This is a genomic window from Cupriavidus necator, from assembly GCF_013141915.1.
GTDB lineage: Bacteria > Pseudomonadota > Gammaproteobacteria > Burkholderiales > Burkholderiaceae > Cupriavidus > Cupriavidus necator_B.
In genome coordinates, this window is sequence record NZ_SROX01000013.1 from 139076 (window position 1) to 158474 (window position 19399).

18 protein-coding genes are annotated in these 19399 nt (G+C 67.0%); 4 read left to right on the forward strand and 14 right to left on the reverse strand.

Going from position 1 to position 19399, the window contains the following annotated elements; translation table 11 throughout:
* Window positions 1–46: 46 nt before the first annotated feature.
* Genes pilQ through pilM form a run of 5 tightly spaced genes read right to left on the reverse strand, consistent with a single transcriptional unit; the run spans window position 47 to window position 5166 of the window.
* Window positions 47–2182: a type IV pilus secretin PilQ gene (pilQ, locus tag E5S69_RS22225; protein ID WP_171516778.1), complete on the reverse strand. Its 2136-nt coding sequence runs from the start codon at window positions 2180–2182 to the stop codon at window positions 47–49.
* Window positions 2179–2727: a pilus assembly protein PilP gene (locus E5S69_RS22230; protein ID WP_171516779.1), complete on the reverse strand. Its 549-nt coding sequence runs from the start codon at window positions 2725–2727 to the stop codon at window positions 2179–2181. The genes pilQ and E5S69_RS22230 overlap by 4 nt, the downstream gene beginning before the upstream one ends.
* Window positions 2724–3395: a type 4a pilus biogenesis protein PilO gene (locus E5S69_RS22235; protein ID WP_171516780.1), complete on the reverse strand. Its 672-nt coding sequence runs from the start codon at window positions 3393–3395 to the stop codon at window positions 2724–2726. The genes E5S69_RS22230 and E5S69_RS22235 overlap by 4 nt, the downstream gene beginning before the upstream one ends.
* A 2-nt stretch (window positions 3396–3397) precedes the next feature.
* Window positions 3398–4063 (reverse strand): PilN domain-containing protein, encoded by a 666-nt coding sequence (locus tag E5S69_RS22240; protein WP_171516781.1) that lies wholly within the window; start codon window positions 4061–4063, stop codon window positions 3398–3400.
* Between the two features lie 17 nt (window positions 4064–4080).
* Window positions 4081–5166 carry a type IV pilus assembly protein PilM gene (gene pilM / locus E5S69_RS22245; protein WP_171516782.1) on the reverse strand — a complete coding sequence of 362 codons (1086 nt, stop codon included), beginning with the start codon at window positions 5164–5166 and terminating at the stop codon, window positions 4081–4083.
* Window positions 5167–5552: 386 nt separating this feature from the next.
* Between pilM and E5S69_RS22250 the strand changes: the two genes are divergently transcribed.
* A complete protein-coding gene (locus E5S69_RS22250) occupies window positions 5553–7928 on the forward strand; it encodes a penicillin-binding protein 1A (RefSeq protein WP_171516783.1) in 2376 nt (791 codons plus the stop codon).
* 72 nt (window positions 7929–8000) lie between these two features.
* Here E5S69_RS22250 and cyaY read toward each other — a convergent pair whose 3' ends face one another.
* Window positions 8001–8336 (reverse strand): iron donor protein CyaY, encoded by a 336-nt coding sequence (gene cyaY, locus E5S69_RS22255; protein ID WP_171516784.1) that lies wholly within the window; start codon window positions 8334–8336, stop codon window positions 8001–8003.
* 84 nt (window positions 8337–8420) lie between these two features.
* Between cyaY and E5S69_RS22260 the strand changes: the two genes are divergently transcribed.
* Both E5S69_RS22260 and lysA read left to right on the forward strand, forming a co-directional pair.
* Window positions 8421–8696, forward strand: a complete 276-nt coding sequence (locus tag E5S69_RS22260; protein ID WP_236901407.1) for a hypothetical protein — start codon at window positions 8421–8423, stop codon at window positions 8694–8696.
* A 2-nt stretch (window positions 8697–8698) separates the two neighbouring features.
* Window positions 8699–9958 (forward strand): diaminopimelate decarboxylase, encoded by a 1260-nt coding sequence (gene lysA / locus E5S69_RS22265; protein WP_171516785.1) that lies wholly within the window; start codon window positions 8699–8701, stop codon window positions 9956–9958.
* A 24-nt stretch (window positions 9959–9982) separates the two neighbouring features.
* Here lysA and msrQ read toward each other — a convergent pair whose 3' ends face one another.
* From msrQ to E5S69_RS22305, 8 genes are all read right to left on the reverse strand, one after another.
* A complete protein-coding gene (msrQ, locus tag E5S69_RS22270; protein WP_171516786.1) occupies window positions 9983–10681 on the reverse strand; it encodes a protein-methionine-sulfoxide reductase heme-binding subunit MsrQ in 699 nt (232 codons plus the stop codon).
* Entirely contained in the window at window positions 10681–11682 is a 1002-nt protein-coding gene (gene msrP, locus E5S69_RS22275; protein WP_171516787.1) for a protein-methionine-sulfoxide reductase catalytic subunit MsrP, read from the reverse strand. Before msrP ends, msrQ begins: the two co-directional genes overlap by 1 nt.
* Window positions 11683–11847: 165 nt before the next feature.
* A complete protein-coding gene (locus tag E5S69_RS22280) occupies window positions 11848–12711 on the reverse strand; it encodes an anti-sigma factor family protein (protein WP_171516788.1) in 864 nt (287 codons plus the stop codon).
* Window positions 12708–13247, reverse strand: coding sequence for an RNA polymerase sigma factor (locus E5S69_RS22285; RefSeq protein WP_171516789.1), 540 nt, complete (start codon window positions 13245–13247; stop codon window positions 12708–12710). The genes E5S69_RS22280 and E5S69_RS22285 overlap by 4 nt, the downstream gene beginning before the upstream one ends.
* A gap of 42 nt (window positions 13248–13289) precedes the next feature.
* The gene (locus E5S69_RS22290) at window positions 13290–13727 is read right to left on the reverse strand and encodes a COG4315 family predicted lipoprotein (protein WP_171516790.1); all 438 of its coding nucleotides are present in this window, start codon (window positions 13725–13727) and stop codon (window positions 13290–13292) included.
* Window positions 13728–13884: 157 nt separating this feature from the next.
* Window positions 13885–15051 carry a c-type cytochrome biogenesis protein CcsB gene (ccsB, locus tag E5S69_RS22295; RefSeq protein ID WP_171516818.1) on the reverse strand — a complete coding sequence of 389 codons (1167 nt, stop codon included), beginning with the start codon at window positions 15049–15051 and terminating at the stop codon, window positions 13885–13887.
* Between the two features lie 49 nt (window positions 15052–15100).
* On the reverse strand, window positions 15101–17287 hold the full coding sequence (locus E5S69_RS22300; RefSeq protein ID WP_171516791.1) for a cytochrome c biogenesis protein ResB: 2187 nt from the start codon (window positions 17285–17287) through the stop codon (window positions 15101–15103).
* Window positions 17288–17475: 188 nt separating this feature from the next.
* The gene (locus tag E5S69_RS22305; RefSeq protein ID WP_171516792.1) at window positions 17476–18135 is read right to left on the reverse strand and encodes a c-type cytochrome; all 660 of its coding nucleotides are present in this window, start codon (window positions 18133–18135) and stop codon (window positions 17476–17478) included.
* A 498-nt stretch (window positions 18136–18633) separates the two neighbouring features.
* Here E5S69_RS22305 and yihA point away from each other — a divergent pair, with 498 nt between their 5' ends.
* Window positions 18634–19335, forward strand: a complete 702-nt coding sequence (gene yihA, locus E5S69_RS22310) for a ribosome biogenesis GTP-binding protein YihA/YsxC (protein WP_171516793.1) — start codon at window positions 18634–18636, stop codon at window positions 19333–19335.
* The last annotated feature ends 64 nt before the right edge of the window (window positions 19336–19399 follow it).

Here is a 19399-nt window from a genome sequence, read left to right on the forward strand (position 1 = left end):
ATCTGCCGATGCGGCCTGCCAGTCTACTGTATCCGGCGCCCGGGCCCTACTTGAGCGACACGCTCTCGTTAAGGATGCGCGGCGTCAGGAACACCAGCAGCTCGGTCCGGTTGCGTACCTTGGCGTTGTTCTTGAACAGGTAGCCCAGCACCGGGATGTCGCCCAGCAGGGGCACCTTGTCGACATCGGTGGACTCGGTCTGGGTGTAGATGCCGCCGATCACCACCGTGCCGCCGTTCTCGACCAGCACCTGGGTCTGCACGTGCTTGGTGTCGATGGCAAAGCCCGACGTGGTCTGGATGCCGACGCTGTCCTTGTTCACGTCCACGTCCAGCAGCACATTGCCCTCGGGGGTGATCTGCGGCGTCACCTCGAGCTTCAGGTTGGCCTTGCGGAACTGCACCGAAGTGGCGCCGCTGGAAGTGGCCGCCTGGTAAGGCAGTTCGGTGCCCTGCTCGATCAGCGCCTTGATGTTGTTGGCCGTGACCACGCGCGGGCTGGAGATGATCTTGCCCTTGCCGTCCGCCTCCAGCGCCGACAGCTCCAGCGCCAGGAAACGCGTGGCGGCGCTGTTGAACAGGCTCACCGCGATATTGGCCGGGTTGGTGCCGTTGATGGAACCGGCCGGCAGGCTCAGGAACGGGCCGTTGTCCGAGGTCGAGCCCGGCAGCACGTTGTTATAGGTGTTGCCGACGCGGGCATTGTTGTACTGCCCGGCAAAGCCAAGCTTCACGCCCAGGTTGCGGCTGAAGGTATCGGTGGCCTCGACGATGCGCGCCTCGATGATGACCTGGCGCACCGGGATGTCGATCTTGCCGATAAAGCTCTGCACCTCTTCCAGCTTGGAGGCGATATCCGACACGAACAGCTGGTTGGTACGCGCATCGGCCGTCAGCGAACCGCGCTTGGACAGCATGCGCGTGCTGGCGCCCGCAGCGCCCGCGGTACCGATGGGGGCGACCGCGCCACCGCCGGCGCCCATGCCCAGCAGCATCCGGCGCACGTCCTCGGCACGCTGGTAATTGAGCTGGAACACCTGGCTGCGGATCGGCTCGAGATCATTGATCTGCTGCTGCGACTCGAGCTCCAGCTTCTCCTTGGTCTGCAGTTCCGCCTTGGGCGCCACCCACAGCACGTTGCCATTGCGGCGCGAGGCCAGCCCCTTCGCATCCATCACGATCTGCAGCGCCTGGTCCCAGGGCACGTCCTTCAGGCGCAGCGTGATGTTGCCCTGCACGCTTTCGCTGGTGATGATGTTCAGGTTGGTGAAGTCGGCAAACACTTGCAGCAGCGAGCGGATGTCGATGTTCTGGAAGTTCAGCGACAGGCGCTCGCCGCGATAGCCTGGGCCGCTGATCAGCTTGGTCGGGTCTTCCTTGACCGGGCGGACCTCGACCACGAACTGGGTGTCGGTCTGGTAGGAACTGTATTCCCAGTTGCCGCGCGGTTCGATGGTCAGGCGTGCGTTGCCGTTGGCGTCGGAAGCGCGCATGCCTTGCACCGGCGAGCCATAGTCGCTGACATCAAAGTGCCGCCGCAGGTTCTCCGGCAGCGTGGTGCCGAGAAAATCGACCACCACGTTCTTGCCCTGTTGCGCAATATTGATGCCCGACTCGCGCGAGGACAGGTCCACCACCACGCGCCCCGCGCCGTCGGCCCCGCGGCGGAAATCGATATTGCGCACCGATGGCCGCCCCCCGGCCGCGCCCGGCGCCGCGGCGGCCGGCGCGAACGTCGGCGCAGCACTCTTGGCCGCCGGCGCCACGTTATCCAGCGACACTACGAAGACATTGCCGCGCTGGTCGGTCCGATAGGTGGCGTTGCGCGCCAGGTCAAGAATCACGCGCGTACGGTCGCCGATCTGCATCACATTGGCGGCCTTGACCAGCTTGCCGCCGTATTCATACTGCGCGCGCCGCTCGGCAAAGCCGGTATCGAAGAAATCGATCGCGAGCCGTGCCGGGTTCTGCGTGGTAAAGTCCGCCGGCTTCTGCGCCAGCGGCCGTTCGAGTTCAACCACGAGCACGGTCTGCTCCCCGGTGGTGCTGACGTCCACCGACTTGATCCGGTTGCCCTGAGCCAGCGCCGCCGGTGCGCCAAGCGCAAGCCATAGCGCCAACGCCGTGGCCATGGTCCTCATCACGGCGCCCGCGCGCGCACGGTACCAGCGCGCGGGGGTCATGCCGCCGCGTCCAGCTTCAGGCTGGTCATTTTCTCTTTCCACTCGGATACCCCCTCCCGGACCAATTCGCGCAACACGATCTCCTGATCGGTGATGCGGACCACCCGGCCATAGCTCTGGCCGAGATACTGACCCACCTTCACATGGTGGATCTTGTTATCAACACGGACGATGCCGAAGGTTTCCCCATGCTTCTGCATCATCCCGAGCATCTTGAAGTTTTCGAGCGGGTAGTCCTCCAGCGGCTCGCGGCGCCGGCCGGCTTCGGGCGAATCCGCCAGCGTCTTGTTCAGCTCGCCGATCTTGGCCTGTGCGAACGGCTCGGGCGCATTGGCCGCGGCGTACTCGCGCGGCACGTAGGGCCGGGCGTCGGGCAGGGGCTCGGGCGGTTTGGCGCGGGCGCCGCGGGTGGCGTCCATCCACTGGCGCAGCGCGTCTTCATCACTGGCGCCGCAGGCGCTCAGCAAGCCGAGCGCCAGCGCCGCCGCCAGCGTGCGCCGCGATGCGGCCCTTGCCAGGGCACGGGTGCGAACGGTGCGGCTCATTTCGCACCTCCGGCCTTGGCGGCGGCGGCGGCCGCGTCGGCCTTGCGCTGTGCCGCCTGTTCGTCAGGATCGAGCGCGCGGTAGGCCATCGCCACCGCCTCCATCGTCAGCCCCCCGTCCTTGGTATTGGCCAGCTGCAAGTTGTGCATCGATACGATCCGCGACAGCGCCGCCACGTCGGCATTGAACTGCGCCACCTCGTGGTAGCGCCCGGTCACGCGCAGGTTCACCGGGATCTCAGCGAAGTAAGGCTTGATCACCGCGGCCTGCGGCTTGAACAGTTCGAATTGCAGCCCGCGCGCCACGCCGGCATGGTTGACGTCGGCCAGCAGCGCATCCATTTCCGTCTTGTTGGGCAACTGCCGCTCCAGCAGCGCCACGCGCTGCTCGACCTGTTTTTTCTGCGCGCGCAGCGCTTCGAGGTTGGCCACCTGCGCCACCTTGGACTGGTACGCCTGCTTCAGGCTTTCCTGCTCCTGGCGCTGGCGCTCGAGTTCGTCGAACTTGGCGCTCCAGTAGAACTGCCAGCCCAGCAGCAGCACTACCGCCGCGGCCAGGATCGCGAACAGCACGCGCGGCGCGGCCGGCCAGGTCTCCGGCTCATTCAGGTTGAGCCCGCGAAACTGGCTGCTCAGGTCAGCCAGGTTGATTTCGGTATTGAGCGCCATGGTCAGGCCTTTCCGGGCGCGGGGGCCGGTGCGGTAACAGGGACGGCGGACGGCGCCGAGGCGCCCGCGGCGGCCTTCTTGCCGTCGGCCGGCGCCTCCGGCGCGCGGTATGCGAAGCGCATCGAGAACTCGAACAGCCGGCGCTGCTCGCGCAGGTTGTTGGTCATGGTGACCGCCTTGGACTCGACCAGCTCGGCCTTGTCCAGCCAAGCCACGCCGCCGAGGTTGCGCAGCAGCTCCGAGATGCGCTCGTTGGACTGCGCCACGCCGGCAATGGCGAAGGCGTCGCCGGTTTGCTTCAGGCTGGTCAGGTAGACCCCTTCAGGCACCTGCCGCACTAACTCCTCGAGCAGCTGCACCGGGCGGTTGCGTTCGGTCTGCAGGCTTTCGACGGCCTTCTGGCGCTGCAGCAGCGCGTCAATATCCTTCTTCAGGCTGTTGACCTCGCGGATCTGGCTGTCGAGCCTGGCGTTTTCCGCGCCCAGCACCTGGTTGAGCCCCACCACCGACGCGATGCGCCCGTCGATATAGAGGCCGCCCAGCAACACCACGGCGGCGCCGGCGGCGGCCGCTGCGCCCAGCATCGTGTAGACCTTCTTGCGCCGCGCCGCCTTGCGGGCTTCGTGGTAGGGCAGCAGGTTGACCGAAGGCAGTGTGTTGGTTGACATCTCATGCCTCCCGGGCGTTATTGCAGGCCGCGCAGGGCCAGGCCGGCACTGACGATATACGCCGGCAGGTCGCGCTGCAGGTAGCGCTCATTGACCTTGGCGTTGGTCGCCATGTTGGCGAACGGATTCGCCAGCGTGGTGGTGATCTTGGTCTGGTGCTGGATCGCCGCCTGCGCGCCGAACAGCGAGGCATGCCCGCCGGACAGCAGGATCTCGTCGACCCGGCCCAGGCTGGAACTGGCGATGAAGTTGCCGATTGCCGACTGCACCTCCATGGCGAGGGCATCAAGCGATGGCTTGAGCAACTGCGCGCGCCAGGCCTCGGGCAGCGTGTTCTTGCGCTTCTTGATCTCGGCCTTGAGTGCGTCGAGTGTGAACATGCGCGCCGCGCTCTGCGTGAGCTGGTCGCCGTAGCTGTTCAGCGGCTGCTCATACAGCTCTTTCCAGCCCTGGTAGAAGATGGCCTTGGACCGGCTGCCGCCCAAGTGCACCACCGCCACCACCGGCAGCGCGCGCGCGTCGGCCTCGGACATCTCCTGCGGCACGCCCAGCATCTGCACGATCGAGCGCTGCACCGCGTATTCCTCGACGTCCATCACCTGGGGCTTGAGGCCGGCCATTTCGGCCGCGGTGACGCGCTCCTGCACGCGATCGCTGTTGGCCGCGGTGACGCGCACGCCGATGCCGCCCTCGGTCTCGCTGGGGCCGATCACGGCGAAGTCGAAGTTGACCGCCTGCGACGGCGGATAGAGCCGGTGCGCCTCGGATTCGACCTGGGAATAGAGTTCGTCTTCGGACAGGTTGTCCGGCAGGCTGACCGTCTGCGATTCGGTCAGCATGGAGGGCACGGCCAGCACGACTTCCTTGGAGCGGATGCCGGCCTTGCCGAGCGCACGCCTGAGCGCGATCCCGACTGCTTCGATATTGATGACGTTGCCATCGGCAACGGCGTTGCGGTCCAGCAGTTCGCTGGCGCATTTTTCCAGCCGGTAGTCTTGCCTGCTGCCCCCGACGGAGAGCTCGACTACCTTGACACTGGACGAGCCGATATCCACGCCGACCGTAGTCCGCCGCAGAAGCCCCGATAGAATACCCCGACGCAAGGTGACCCCCCTGACTTTTGAACTCGCCCCCGGCTTGTATGCTCTAATCGGGCGAGCCTAGTTTCTTGAATGAAACGTGTGCTTTTTATGTTGGCCGATTCTCACAAAATACGCCATTGGTGGCAACGTGCCGAACTGGGCCGAACTTGTTTTTGAGAAGACCCCCGGCAATCCGTTGCCAAAACCCCACGGTCGTCGGGTTCCCTTCCATGCCTGCCTGTGCCGCTCGCACTCCCCCATAGCCGCCGCCAACTTCGCCTTGCGCGCCGGCATCCGCGGCCTTACATCTTGTAACAGCGCGATAGCGGCGCCCCCGCCACTGTGCGCCCGGGCTGGCCGATGCCGGAAGATATAATCGCGGGCACCCCTGACTAGGTATTTCCCTTATGGCCACAGCACAACAGAAGCCGTCCCACCCTGCCCGCCGTCCGATCTGGACGCGGCTCATGTTCTGGGCGGTCGGACTGGTTGTCGCCGGTGCCGTCATGATTGCGCTGCTGCTTGGCTACGCGCTGCTGGTGGCGGCGCCCAACCTGCCTTCGCTGGACACCATCACGGACTACCGCCCCAAGATTCCGCTGCGGATCTACACCGCGGACAATGTGCTGATCGGCGAATTCGGCGAGGAGCGGCGCAATTTCGTGCCGATTGCCGAAATTCCGGACGTGATGAAAAAGGCCGTGCTGGCGATCGAGGACGACCGCTTCTACGAGCACGGCGGCGTCGACTTCGTCGGCGTGATGCGTGCCGGGCTGGCCAACTTGCGCGGCGGGCTGTCGCAGGGTGCTTCTACCATCACCATGCAGGTGGCGCGCAACTTCTTCCTGTCGAGCGAAAAGACCTACACCCGCAAGATCTACGAGATGCTGCTGGCGTACAAGATCGAGGCCAACCTCAGCAAGGACCAGATCCTCGAGCTGTACATGAACCAGATCTACCTGGGCCAGCGCGCCTACGGCTTCGACAGCGCCGCGCGCGTGTACTTCGGCAAGTCGGTGCGCGATGTGACGCCGGCCGAGGCGGCCATGCTGGCCGGGTTGCCGAAAGCGCCGTCTGCGTACAACCCGGTGGTCAATCCGCGCCGCGCCAAGGTGCGCCAGGAGTACATCCTGCAGCGCATGCGCGACCTGCGCTACCTCACGCCCGAGCAGTACGACCAGGCCGTGCAGGCCGAGCTGAAGGTGCGCACCGAGGGCAATGAGTTCTCCACGCATGCCGAATACGTGGCCGAGATCGTGCGCCAGCTGATGTATGCGCAATACCGGGAGGAAACCTACACGCGCGGCCTGACGGTCTACACCACGCTGACCAAGACCGACCAGGATGCCGCCTATGAAGCCGTGCGCAGCGGCATCATGAACTACGAGCGCAAGCACGGCTACCGCGGTCCCGAGGCCTTCATCGACCTGCCGTCTGACCCGGCCGAGCGGGAGCAGGCCATCGACGATGCACTGGTCGAGCACCCGGGCAGCGGCGACCTGCGCTCGGCCGTGGTCACCAGCGTGTCATCCAAGCAGGTCAAGGCGACGCTGTTGTCCGGCGAAGTGGCGACCATCGAAGGCTCGGCACTGCGCTTTATCTCGCCGTCGCTGTCGGCCAACGCGCAGCCCAAGATGAAGATGCGCCCCGGCGCGGTGATCCGCGTGACGCAGGATGAAAAGGGCAACTGGTCGGTGACGCAGCTGCCGGAAGTGGCCGCGGCATTCGTCTCGATCAACCCGCAGGATGGCGAGATCCGCTCGATGGTGGGCGGCTTCGACTTCAACCGCAACAAGTTCAACCACGTGACCCAGGCCTGGCGCCAGCCGGGTTCCAGCTTCAAGCCGTTCATCTACTCGGCGGCGCTGGAAAAGGGCTTTTCGCCGGCCACGGTGATCAACGACGCGCCGCTGACGATCGGTCCCGATACCGGCGGCCAGGTGTGGGAACCGAAGAACTACGACGGCCGCTTCGAGGGCCCGATGACCATGCGCCGCGCGCTGGCCAAGTCCAAGAACCTCGTCTCGGTACGGATCCTGCGCGCGATCGGCACGCAATACGCGCAGGACTACATTACCCGCTTCGGCTTCGAAGCCGACAAGCACCCCGCCTACCTGCCGATGGCGCTGGGCTCGGGCGCGGTGACGCCGCTGCAGATGGCCGGCGCGTACTCGGTGTTCGCCAACGGCGGCTATCGCGTCAACCCGTACCTGATCCAGAAGGTGGTCGACGCGCGCGGCAACGTGATCTCCGAAACCCGTCCGCAACGCGCCGGCAGCGACGCCGTGCGCGTGCTCGACGCCCGCACCGCGTTTATCGCCGACACCATGCTGCGCGACGTGGTGCGCATGGGCACCGCCAACAGCGCCAAGCAACGGCTGGGCCGCAACGACCTGGCCGGCAAGACCGGCACCACCAACGACGCCGTCGACGCCTGGTTCGCCGGCTACACCCCCAACCTGGTGGCGATCGCCTGGATGGGCTACGACCAGCCCAAGAGCCTCGGCGTTCGCGAGACCGGCGGCGGCCTGGCCCTGCCGATCTGGGTTGGCTACATGGGCAAGGTGCTCAAGGGCGTGCCAGAGTCTCCGGAACGGCCCGCCCCCGAGGGCGTGCTGATGGTGGGCGGCGACTGGACCTTCGAAGAGAACGCTGGTGGCGCGGGCGTAGCATCGGTGGGACTGGGCGATCCGTGGCCGGGCAAGCCGGACGAATCGACGAACCCGCCGGCCGATACCGAGCAGGAGAAACGCAAGATCCTGGAGATGTTCGGCGGCGCTTGAGCGCAGTCAGCAGACAGCAGAAAGCCGGCCGCAAGGCCGGCTTTTGTTTTTTGCGCCGCCGGGCGCGTGGCGTCAGTCGAGCTTGAGGCTTGCGCCCGCCTGCTCGCTGACATACCGCGACAGCGCCCCATACAGCTCGCCGCCGTTGCGGGTATCGATCCAGCGCTCGCCGTCGCGGCGGAAGTGGAAGCCGCCGGCGCGCGCGGCCACCCACAGCTCCTGCATCGGTGCCTGGCTGTTGATGATGATCTTTGAGCCGTTCTCGAACTCCAGCTCCATCACGTTGCCGGTACGGCTGATTTCAATGTCGGCGTCGGCCGCGTCGGCGGCCGCCTCGACCGCGGCTTCGATGCGGTCCAGCTCCTGCGTGGCCAGGGCCAGGAACTCGCTTTCGCTCAAGGGGGGCATGCTAAACTCCGAGACCGCCGTTGCCGCCGCTGCCCGGACCGGGCGTACGTGGCGCGAACGGCTTTTTTGTTGAGAATCTTCCGGATGCCCGGCCGTCGCGCGCTGGCCATCCAACGCCTTGCCAACAGCCAAAAGGACGACCCGATGCTGCGTCGTGTTGCGATTGTATCGGCGTTTGCCGCCGCCCTTGCGATGCCCCTGCTGGGCGGATGCGGTATCCGCGGGCCGCTGACCCTGCCCAAGGTCCCGCCCGAGCCGGCCCAGCCGACCGTACCGGATCCGGGCCTTGGCCGTGCCGATGCGATGCCGGCCGCCCAGGCCACGCCGGCATCCTCCCCCGCCGCCCCCACCACCCGATAACCATGACCGCATTTTTCCATCGCCAGGACGGCGCGCTTGCCGTCGAGCAGGTGCCGCTGGCGCGTATCGCCGCCGAATTCGGCACGCCCACCTACGTGTACTCGCGTGCGGCGCTGACCGCCGCGTACCAGGCCTATGCCGCTGCCTGCCAGGGCCGCAAGGCACAGGTCCAGTACGCGATGAAGGCGAATTCCAACCTGGCGGTGCTGCAGGTGTTCGCCAGGCTGGGCGCGGGCTTCGACATCGTCTCGGGCGGCGAACTCAAGCGCGTGCTGGCCGCCGGCGGCGACCCGCGCAAAGTGGTGTTCTCGGGCGTGGGCAAGAGCGCGGCCGAGATGGAACTGGCGCTGGCGCAGGACGTGCGCTGCTTCAACGTCGAGTCGATCCCCGAGCTGGACCGCCTGAACGAAGTGGCCGGCCGCGTCGGCAAGCGCGCGCGCGTGTCGCTGCGTATCAATCCCGACGTCGACGCTAAAACCCACCCCTATATCTCCACCGGCCTAAAGGGCAACAAGTTCGGCATCGCCTTCGAAGACGTGCTGCCGACCTACCGCGCCGCCGCCGCGCTGCCGCATCTGGAAGTCACCGGCATCGACTGCCATATCGGTTCGCAGATCACCGAGGTCGAGCCCTACCTGGAAGCGCTGGACAAGGTGCTGGACGTGGTCGAGGCGCTGGAGCGCGAAGGCATCAGCCTGGAACACATCGACGTGGGCGGCGGGCTCGGCATCACCTACACCGATGAAACCCCGCCGGACATCACTGGCTTCGCCACCACGCTGCTGGAACGCGTGGCCGCGCGCGGTCATGGCCATCGCGAGGTGCTGTTCGAGCCCGGGCGCTCGCTGGTGGGCAACGCCGGCGTGCTGCTGACGCAGGTGGAATTCCTGAAGCCCGGTGCGGCCAAGAATTTCTGCATCGTCGACGCCGCCATGAACGACCTGGCGCGCCCGGCCATGTACGAGGCCTACCACCGCATCGAGCCGGTGGCGCTGCGCGACGGCACGGCCGTGACCTACGACATTGTGGGCCCGGTCTGCGAATCCGGCGACTGGCTCGGCCGCGACCGCGCGCTGGCGGTGCAGCCCGGCGACCTGCTGGCGGTGATGTCGGCCGGCGCCTACGGCTTTACCATGAGCTCCAACTACAACACCCGGCCACGTGCCGCCGAAGTCATGGTCGATGGCGCCAGGGTGCACCTGGTGCGCGAGCGCGAGCTGGTCGAAGACCTGTTCCGCGATGAGCGCCTGCTGCAGGACTGACTCCGCAAGGCCCGGCCCGCCGTCCTAAGCGGCGGGCTGGCGCGTCCCCGCGGCCGGCTTGCGTAGCCGCCACCACAGCCGCATCCCCAGCAGCACGAACACCACCGCGGCATAGATCGACACTTCGCCGAAGTCGTTCTTGCCCGCCTTGTGCCACCAGTAATGCAGGATCGCCAGCACGGCAATCGCATAGACCAGCTTGTGCAGCGCCTGCCAGCGCTTGCCGCCGAGGCGGCGCACCATGCCGTTGGTCGAGGTCAGCGCCAGTGGCACCATCAGCATGAAGGCGGTGAAACCGACCGTGATGAAGGGCCGCTTGTACACGTCCTTGATCATGTAGGCGAAGTCAAAGCCCCGGTCCACGCCAATCCACAGCAGGAAATGCTGCAGGCCATAAAAGAACGCGAACAGGCCCAGCATGCGGCGCAGCTTGATCAGCCAGTTCCAGCCGGTCAGGCGGCGCAGCGGCGTGATGGTCAGCGTCAGGCACAGCATCACCAGCGTCCAGGTGCCGGTCGAGCGCGTGACGAACTCCAGCGGATTGGCGCCGAACTGCTCGGTGGCGCCGAGGTACAGCAGCCGCATGAACGGCAGCAGCGCGAGCAGCCAGAGCGCAAGCTTGAGCGCCCGTACGCGCTGCGGCGTCAGCGTGGCCAGGCTCGCGGGCTTGCGCGCCGCGGGGCTGGCGGTGGGAGTAGAGGTAGCCATGCGCTCGCCTTGCATCAGAAGAACTTCTTCAGGTCCATGCCCTGGTACAGCGCGGCCACCTGCTGGCCATAGCCATTGAACGGCAGGGTCTTGCGCTTGGGCGCGAACAACGCGCCAAAGCCGCTGCCGCGCTCTTCGCCGATGCGGCGCTCGGTGGCCTGGCTCCAGCGCGGATGGTCGACGTCCGGGTTCACATTCGAGTAGAAACCGTATTCCTGCGGCGCGGCCAGGTTCCAGCTGGTCGGCGGCTGCTTGTCGACGAAGCGGATTTTTACGATCGACTTGGCGCTCTTGAAGCCGTATTTCCACGGCAGCACCATGCGCACCGGCGCGCCGTTCTGGTTGGGCAGCACCTCGCCGTACAGGCCGAAGGTCAGCAACGCCAGCGGATGCATGGCTTCGTCCATGCGCAGGCCCTCGCTGTAGGGCCAGTCGAGCACGCCGCTGCTGACGCCGGGCATCTGCTTCTTGTCGGCCAGCGTGATGAACTGCACGTACTTCGCGCCGGGCTGCGGCTCGACGCGGCGGATCAGCTCGGCCAGCGGATAGCCGATCCAGGGGATCACCATCGACCAGCCCTCGACACAGCGCAGCCGGTAGACGCGCTCTTCCATCGGTGCCAGCTTCATCAGCTCGTCCAGGTCATAGACCTTCGGCTTCTTCACCAGCCCTTCGACCGCCACCTGCCACGGGCGCGGGCGCAGCGTGCCGGCGTGGCGCGCCGGGTCGGACTTGTCAGTACCGAATTCGTAGAAGTTGTTGTAGGTGGTGACCTCTTCGTACGGCGTGCGCTTCTCGGTGATGACGTAGCCGTTGTTGGGTGTCGCGGCCAGCTTGGCGCCATGCTGCCCCTGCGCGAGGGCCTGGCGCGCGAACCACGGCGCCAGCGTGCCGCCGGCGGCACCGGCGGCGGCCAGCAGCAGGATGCGCCGGCGCGCTTCAAAGACATGGCGGGGTGTGATCTCGCTGGCGGCAATGTCGCCGCCGCGCAGCCATTTGGGGGAAGGAATCAGCATGGTTTTCCTCGATTGCCTGGGGGGCCGGCGCCGGCGGCGCCAGCGTGCTTGCAGGATTGGACTCCGGGCTTGGTCGCGGAGTGCGGGCCAGTCCTGACAGATTTTTTTGGTTGCGTCGAAATGACGGGGCACCTGCGCACCGTGTGTCGCAAGCGCGGCATGCCGCTATCCGCCCTGGTATTGCTGGTACACCACCTGCGCCAAAGTCAGCAGCCGGGCGCGCTCCAGCGGCCCCGCCAGCGCAAAGCCCAGGTCGCGGTCGATCCAGTAGAACGCCATCATCGGGTCGCGGCCCGGCGGGCGGCGCCGCGCGCCCTCGCCCGTCACGCGCTCGACGCGAAAGCCCGTATCGGGCGTGCCCTGCGCCATGCGCCGCAGTTGCAGCGACAGGCGCGTGCCATCGTCCGCTTCATACATCAGGATGGCCGACGGGCCGCCCTCGGCAACGCCGAGCCGGCCGCCGATGAGGTGGAAGCCTTGCGCGCGCAGGTCCGGCACCTGCAGCGTAGTGCCCAGGCGCCGCGACAGCCAGGCGACCAGGTGGGCCTCCTCGGTCGCCGCGACTTCCACCGGGTGACGCATCTCCGGGGCGTAGACCGCGTGCGTGGCGAGGGCCTCGCGGGCGAAGCGCTCGCCGGGCGCCAGTACCAGCGTGCCACCGCCCAGCCGGCCGTGTGCCAGCCAGCCCAGCGCACCGCCCACGGTCAGCAGCGCGACCGAAGCGCAAGTGGCTGCCAGGGCCATGGTCCAGCGCGGCCAGGGGCGGACGCCATCGCGCCGGCCTGCGCGGCTGCGGTTGTGCCCCGGCTCACCGTGCAAACCCGGCGGCAAGGCCGACAGGGGCACCGGCTCATTGAGTACAGGGTCGAGCGCGCCGTGCAGCGCCTCGGCCTGCCGGCGCCAGGCGGCCACCTGAGCCGCCGCGTCAGTGTGCTGCGCCAAATAGGCCTCGACGGCGGCGCGGCGCGCGCCGGCCAACTGGCCATCGGCATAAGCGTGGAGATCGGCTTCCTGGATGCCCGGCATCATTTCACCCGTTGCAGCGGATTGGCGGCCTTGGGGGTCCGGTTCGGCGCCACGCCGTCAAGCAGCCGCCGCATCTGTTCGCGGGCCCGCGCCAGCCGTGACATCACCGTACCTTGTGGGATGTCGAGCACGCGCGCGGCCTCGGCGTAGGTCAATTGTTCCAGGCTGACCAGCAGCAGCACGGCGCGCTGCGGCTCGGGCAACTGCGCCAGCGCCTGCGACAGGTCGCGGCGCAGTCCCGGGTCTTCCGCGGGGCCGCTGACCTCGGGCAGGGTGTCGGTGGCCACCACCAGCTCCTTCCTGCGCAAGGCGTTGAGGCGCAGGCGGTGCATCAGCGTCAGCAGCCACGGCAGCAGGCCGTCGGCGCCGTCGCCCCACCAGGCGCCGGGGCGCAGGCGGAAGCGCCAGCGGTAGCGCAGCGCGCGCTCGAGCGTGTCCTGCACCAGGTCGTCGGCCAGCGCCGCGTCGCCGGTGAGGCCGCGCGCATGGCGCCGCAGCCGCGGCGCCAGCGCGACGAGCTGGCCGTCAAACCCTTCCATGCCGTGGTCGCTGTCGCGACTGTGGTGGCGGCTGCCGCGACGTCAGGGCTTGGCCACGTGCCAGACGTTGTTGACGTTGTCGCCGGTGCGGTCGCCCGGCTTGGCGTCCTTGGCGAAGCGGTACAGCGGCTGCCCGCGGTAGGCCCACTGCTTGCCGCCGTCATCGCGGGTGATGATGGTGTACTGGCCCGAGCCACTGGTGCCCGGGGCGGCCATCAGCGGCGGCCAGTTGGTGGCGCAGGGGCCGTTGCAGGCGCTCTTGCCGCTGCCGGCGGTGTCGCGGTCAAAGGTGTACAGCGTCAGGCCCTGCGGGTCGGTCAGCACCCCATTGGTCACCTTCACCGTGGGCGGCAGATTGCCGGCGCTGCCGCCGCCCATGCCCATGCCGGCACAACCGGCGAGCAGGACGGCCGCGCAGCCAAGCGCGAGCGCACCGGGACGAACGAGGGATGCCGCAGCGTTACGACGCAGACTTGCCATGATCTTGTTCTCCATGCAAACCGGTGCCGCCAGCCGGCACCGTTCCTCAAGTAAACACCGGATGTGATCTCTTTATTCCCGCAGCGCCCAAAAAAATTGAAAAAAGTCGAAAAAGAACCTGCCCGCGGGCAGGTTTTTGCATTGCAGCATGCCGGCCTCAGAGTTCGCCGTAGCTGTGCAGCCCCGACAGGAACATGTTCACACCCAGAAACGCAAAGGTCGTTACCAGCAGGCCGACCAGCGCCCACCAGGCCGCCACAGTGCCGCGCAGCCCCTTCATCAATCGCATATGCAGCCACGCTGCGTAGTTGAGCCACACGATCAGCGCCCAGGTTTCCTTGGGATCCCAGCTCCAGTAGCCGCCCCAGGCCTCGGCCGCCCACAGCGCGCCGAGGATGGTGGCGATGGTGAAGAAGGCAAAGCCGACCGCGATCGCCTTGTACATCACGTCGTCGAGCAGTTCCAGCGACGGCAGGCGCTCGGCCAGGATGCCGCGCTGCTTGAGCAGGTAGGCCATCGCCACCATCGCCGCCAGGGCAAAGGTGCCATAGCCGATAAAGTTGGCCGGCACATGGATCTTCATCCACCAGCTTTGCAGTGCGGGCACCAGCGGCTGGATCTCCTGCGCGTTGCGGCTGACCGTGTACCACAGCAGGAAGCCGACCGCGGCCGACACCACCAGCATCACGAACGGGCCCAGCGCGCGCGTGGCGTAGCGGCCTTCGTAGTACAGGTAGAACAGCGAAGTGATCAGCGTGAACAGCACGAACACTTCGTAAAGGTTCGAGATCGGGATGTGTCCGATGTCGGTGCCGAGCAGGTACGACTCGTACCAGCGCACCAGCATGCCGGTGAAGCCCAGCACCACCGCGGCCCAGCACAGCTTGCTGCCGAGGCTGTAGCCCGTGCCCGAACGCGACGCCAGCCCGACCCAGTAGAACAGCGTGGACAGGAACACCAGCGCGCTCATCCACAGGATGGCGGACTGGCTCGACAGGAAGTACTTGAGGAAAAAGGCCTGGTCCGCGCGCGCCAGTTGGCCGTGGTAGAGCTGGATCGCAAACAGCGGCAGCACCGCCAGCGCCACCATCAGCGGCCGCACCGGCTTCCAGTGCCAGCCGAGCAGCGCGAAGGTCGGCACGGCGGCGATCAGCACGGCCTTGTCGTAGCCGTTCATCCATTGCCCGTATTGCGCCAGCGCCACGCCGGCGCCAGCGGCGAGCGCCAGCGCAAACAGCCAGTCGACCCAGCTCAGGCGGCGCAGGAAGGAAGGTTCGAGGTAGGCCTCGGCGGCGCCGGTGTCGGCGCGCGGGGTGCCGCGCATCGCGGTACCGGCCTGGTTCACGTTTGAGGACATAGCGTACCTGCTCGATTCAGTGGGGAGTGCCGGCGGGCTCGTGGGCGGCGCTGCGGCCTCCGGAGGCACGGCCGATGTCGTCGCGCAGCGCGGTGAATTCCTTTTCGAAATCCATGGTGCGGCGCTGGGTCGACATCGCCATCAGCACGTGGCTGCCGGCATCGGTGTCGCCCGCGGCGGGCTGGTCTTTCACCCAGACCCAGACCCGGCGCTCACGGATATAGAACATCGCGAACACGCCCATCACCAGCAGCAGACACCCAAGATACACGATGTTCTTGCCCGGCGCACGGGTCAGCTGGAACACGCTGGCCTTGATTTCCTGGAAGTCGTCGAGCTGCAGGAACACGGGGGCGCCGTAGAAGAAACTATCCGACAACGCGTTGATGGCCTGCTGCAGGAAGGCGCCGCTCTGGGCACTGTTGGCCACCACCGGCAGCTTGTCCTGCGCACGCGCGAGCTGCCACAGCTCCCACATCGAACCGTTGAGGATCTTCAGCAGCACGTCGGCAGCCTTCTGCTGCTCCGCCGGCGGCACCGATTTTTCCAGGAAGGCCGCGATCGCGGTGAAGCCACCCGGCGGCGAATCCGGCGCGGGCCGCGTGGCGCCGGCGAACAGGTCGAGCGCGCGCAGCGAACTCTCGGCCAGCTGTCGGCGCAGCTCGGCCTTGTCGTCGCCTGGCATCGAGCTCAGCGCAAAGCGGCGCGCCGCCTCGCCGCGCAAGGCGCGGTCCTGCAGCGCGGCGCGCAGGCGCATCCAGTCGGCCACGCTGCCCTGGTCGTCGGCGGGAATGCGCAGGTAGCGGAACGGCTCGCTCGGCGACTCGCGCATGCCGGCCAGGAACACCGACTGGCCGTCCATCTGCACCGGCACCATGTAGTTGTTGTACTCGCGCGCCTGGCCGGTGCGGTCACGCAGCTTGTACTGCACCGACGGGCCGACATTGCGCAGCGTCTTGGCGCGGTCGGCGCTGGCGGCCGCGCCAAGATGCTTGTCGAGCGTCTCGTTGAAGGACTTGCGCGCCACGCCGCGCGCATCGGGCTTGCCCGAGGCGTCGGTGACGTTCTCGATATTCATCAGCCGGAAGTCGCTGAACTCCACCGTCAGGCCGTCGCTGTCCGCGCTGGTGCCGGTGCCGGCCAGCGGCTTGTTGCCGCCCACCGCGCCGTCGATGGCGAAGGTGGCGTGGCCGCTGCCCTGCATCGGGTAACCGACGAACTTCAGGCGCGAGCCGCCGTCCTCGAAGCTGGACTGGTAGATGGCGATGCCATCGACGATCAGCGGCTCGTTCACCTTGATAGTGGCCTCGGTGCGCTTGCCGGTGGCGCGGTCGGTCACGACCACGTCCGAGGCAAACAGCTTGGGCATGCCGGTCTCATAGAAGTCGACCTTGAACTTCTTGAGCGTGATCGCGAACGGCAGGTCCTGCACCAGCGCGCCGTCGGCAATGTTGAGGATGGCGGTGGAGACGGTCGAGCCCTCCGGCACATAGGCGTTGCCGCGGAAGCCGGGGTTGTTCACCGACAGCCGGTGCTGCGGCGGGATCTCGCTGATCACCGCGTTGCCGCGGATCGGGGTCTTGCCGCCCAGCCACATCTGCGCGCGGATCAACAGGTCGCCGTCGAGCAGGCCGCCGATGCAGATCACCACGATGGCGCTGTGCGCCAGGATATAGCCGGCCTTGTTGGCGGCGCCGGCCTTGGCGGCCAGGAGCGTGGCGCCGTCATGCTCGACCGCCTTGATGCGGTAGCCGCGGTTGCGCAGCAAGGCCGACAGGCGGCCCACCGCCTCGGCGCGCGGGCGGGCGCCATCGAACTCGCCGCGATGATGGAAGGCGCGCAGGCTACGCTCGCGCACATGGTCTTTCCACGAGCGCATGTCCGCCACCATCTTGGGCGCGTTACGCACCAGGCACAGGCTGGTTGACACCACCAGGAAGGCCAGGATCAGCAGGAACCACCATGATCCGTAGACCTTCTGCAGCGACAGCGTATGGAACACCTCGGCCCAGAACGGCCCGAACTGGTTGACGTAGTTCGGATACGGCTCGTTCTGCTTGAGCACGGTGCCGATCACGCTGGCGATGGAGATCACCGTCAGCAGCGCGATCGCAAAGCGCATCGAGGACAACAATTCGACCGCGTCGCGCAGCACGCGGTGAGAGGTCTTCAGGTGCAGCCCTGAAGTGGAAGCGGTCGACATGTGCAGTGAAACCTAAAACAGCTTACGGCCTGGAAATGAATAAAGGGTGGACATGCTTTGGCAAGCAGGCCACCCTTTTCGATTGTGACAAGCGCGTTCGGTTGCATGCTCTGGCACGCCGGCAGGCGGCGGCCGCTCAACCGATGCGCCGGCGCGCGCAGGCGCCAGCGTCGCGGAATCCCGGATCGTCAGCGAACCCCGGCGACGTAGTCCGCCACCGCCTTGATCTCGGCATCCGACATCTTGGCGGCGATGGTCGTCATGACCGGGTTGTTCTTGCGGGTGCCCTGGCGGAATGCTACCAGTTGGGCCTCGGTATAGTCGGCCCACTGGCCGCCAATTCGCGGATACTGGGCCGGAATGCCTGCGCCGGCGGGGCCATGGCAGGCGGCGCAGGCCGGCACGCCCTTGGCGGCGATGCCGCCGCGGTAAATCTTCTGGCCGGCTTCGATGCTGTCCTTGTTCTTGGCGGTGGCCGGCTTGAGCGACTGCTTGGCCAGGTAGGCCCCAACGTTGCGCATTTCCTCGTCGGTCAGCACCGACGCCATCGGCACCATGATCGCGTTGTTGCGCGCCTTGGCCTTGAAGTCGGCCAGCTGCTTGTGAACGTACTCGGGATGCTGCGCGGCCAGTTTCGGGTTGGCCGCAGCCGCGCTGTTGCCGGCGGCACCGTGGCAGCTCAGGCAGGCGGGCACATTGCGATCGGGGGCACCTTGCGTGTACAGCGTTTCGCCCTTGGCGGGGTCCGCCTTTGCGGCGGCCTGCTCTGCGGCAGATGCCAGTCCGGAAAGGGCGGCGGCAGGAACGGCCAGCGCCAGGACACCCAGAATCTTCGCAATGCGGTTCATTCGCACACCTTCTCTGAATTGTTTTGGATATCGTGATGCGTGCCGGTCCGGCGCTTTGCCGGCGGTGAGGACGCGCCGGTGCAAAAGGCTGGGAGTCGTGGCGACCCGCGTGCGGCTGACCGATCCGCGCAACGCTGGCCGTGGCGGCAGACCCCGCCAGCCCGCTCCCGCAGCCGCCGCACCGTCCGGTGCAACGCGCAATGCAGGGCAAGGCCTTGCCCACGATGGAACGACACACTAGGCTTCCCGCCCGGACGACGGCAGCCGAGGCACGCGGCATGGATGCCACGCGTCACCCGCTCAGGAGACCGTAAACCGGCGTATTGTACAATAAGTTATGTGCCGGATTGATGCCTTGCGCCTTGTCGTGCCCGCTTAGGGCTGCGCCAGATCAACCCCGGCGGGCGGCCCAGGCCGCAGCCATCCCACCCTGGCGAGACCCCGGCCCCGGCACGCACCCCGCGCTGCCTCCGCGGCCCCGCCCCACCGCTCTAGCGCATGTCCCTTCTTCACCAGGCCCGCTTCTTCATCACCGTGAACCACCTGCGCGACCTGCCCGCCACGGCCGTGCCCGAAGTGGCATTCGCCGGCCGCTCCAACGCCGGCAAGTCCACCGCCATCAATCTCCTGTGCAACCAGAAGCGGCTGGCGTTCTCGTCGCGCACGCCGGGGCGCACGCAGCACATCAACTATTTCTCGGTGGCGCCGGTCAAGGCGCCCGATCCGCTAGCGTTCCTGGTCGACCTGCCGGGCTACGGCTATGCAGAGGTCTCGGGCTCGGCCAAGTACCACTGGCAGGGCCTGCTCAGCGATTACGTGCAGACGCGCCAGCAGCTGGCCGGACTGATCCTGATGATGGACGCGCGCCGGCCGTTCACGGATCTCGATTGCCAGATGGTCGAGTGGTTCCTGCCCACGGGCCGGCCCATCCACGTGCTGCTGACCAAGGCCGACAAGCTCACCAACAGCGACAACGCGAAGGCCCTGCGTGAAGCGCGCAAGATGCTGCAAGGCTATGCCGAACAGATGGAGACACCGGTGCCGATGACGGCGCAGCTGTTCTCCAGCCTGAAGCGCCGCGGCATCGAAGAGGCGCAAAGCGTCATCGCCGGCTGGCTCAACCTGCCAGAAGCGCAGAAGGTGGAACGCCCGTCCACCGCGGGCAACACGGTGCCCCCCGCGTCCGATCCGGCCGCGTGATCTGACTGCGAGCGCGCAAAAAAAAGCCCCGTCGCAAGCAACGGGGACAAACTTCCCGCCGCTG

What these genes read in the sequence shown, in the direction of transcription:
- pilQ (WP_171516778.1), bottom strand. Translation starts at nt 2,182, where the DNA reads ATGACCCCCGCGCGCTGGTACCGTGCGCGCGCGGGCGCCGTGATGAGG.
- E5S69_RS22230 (WP_171516779.1), bottom strand. Translation starts at nt 2,727, where the DNA reads ATGAGCCGCACCGTTCGCACCCGTGCCCTGGCAAGGGCCGCATCGCGG.
- E5S69_RS22235 (WP_171516780.1), bottom strand. Translation starts at nt 3,395, where the DNA reads ATGGCGCTCAATACCGAAATCAACCTGGCTGACCTGAGCAGCCAGTTT.
- E5S69_RS22240 (WP_171516781.1), bottom strand. Translation starts at nt 4,063, where the DNA reads ATGTCAACCAACACACTGCCTTCGGTCAACCTGCTGCCCTACCACGAA.
- E5S69_RS22250 (WP_171516783.1), top strand. Translation starts at nt 5,553, where the DNA reads ATGGCCACAGCACAACAGAAGCCGTCCCACCCTGCCCGCCGTCCGATC.
- cyaY (WP_171516784.1), bottom strand. Translation starts at nt 8,336, where the DNA reads ATGCCCCCCTTGAGCGAAAGCGAGTTCCTGGCCCTGGCCACGCAGGAG.
- E5S69_RS22260 (WP_236901407.1), top strand. Translation starts at nt 8,421, where the DNA reads ATGCCCGGCCGTCGCGCGCTGGCCATCCAACGCCTTGCCAACAGCCAA.
- lysA (WP_171516785.1), top strand. Translation starts at nt 8,699, where the DNA reads ATGACCGCATTTTTCCATCGCCAGGACGGCGCGCTTGCCGTCGAGCAG.
- msrQ (WP_171516786.1), bottom strand. Translation starts at nt 10,681, where the DNA reads ATGCAAGGCGAGCGCATGGCTACCTCTACTCCCACCGCCAGCCCCGCG.
- msrP (WP_171516787.1), bottom strand. Translation starts at nt 11,682, where the DNA reads ATGCTGATTCCTTCCCCCAAATGGCTGCGCGGCGGCGACATTGCCGCC.
- E5S69_RS22280 (WP_171516788.1), bottom strand. Translation starts at nt 12,711, where the DNA reads ATGATGCCGGGCATCCAGGAAGCCGATCTCCACGCTTATGCCGATGGC.
- E5S69_RS22285 (WP_171516789.1), bottom strand. Translation starts at nt 13,247, where the DNA reads ATGGAAGGGTTTGACGGCCAGCTCGTCGCGCTGGCGCCGCGGCTGCGG.
- E5S69_RS22290 (WP_171516790.1), bottom strand. Translation starts at nt 13,727, where the DNA reads ATGGCAAGTCTGCGTCGTAACGCTGCGGCATCCCTCGTTCGTCCCGGT.
- ccsB (WP_171516818.1), bottom strand. Translation starts at nt 15,051, where the DNA reads ATGCGCGGCACCCCGCGCGCCGACACCGGCGCCGCCGAGGCCTACCTC.
- E5S69_RS22300 (WP_171516791.1), bottom strand. Translation starts at nt 17,287, where the DNA reads ATGTCGACCGCTTCCACTTCAGGGCTGCACCTGAAGACCTCTCACCGC.
- E5S69_RS22305 (WP_171516792.1), bottom strand. Translation starts at nt 18,135, where the DNA reads ATGAACCGCATTGCGAAGATTCTGGGTGTCCTGGCGCTGGCCGTTCCT.
- yihA (WP_171516793.1), top strand. Translation starts at nt 18,634, where the DNA reads ATGTCCCTTCTTCACCAGGCCCGCTTCTTCATCACCGTGAACCACCTG.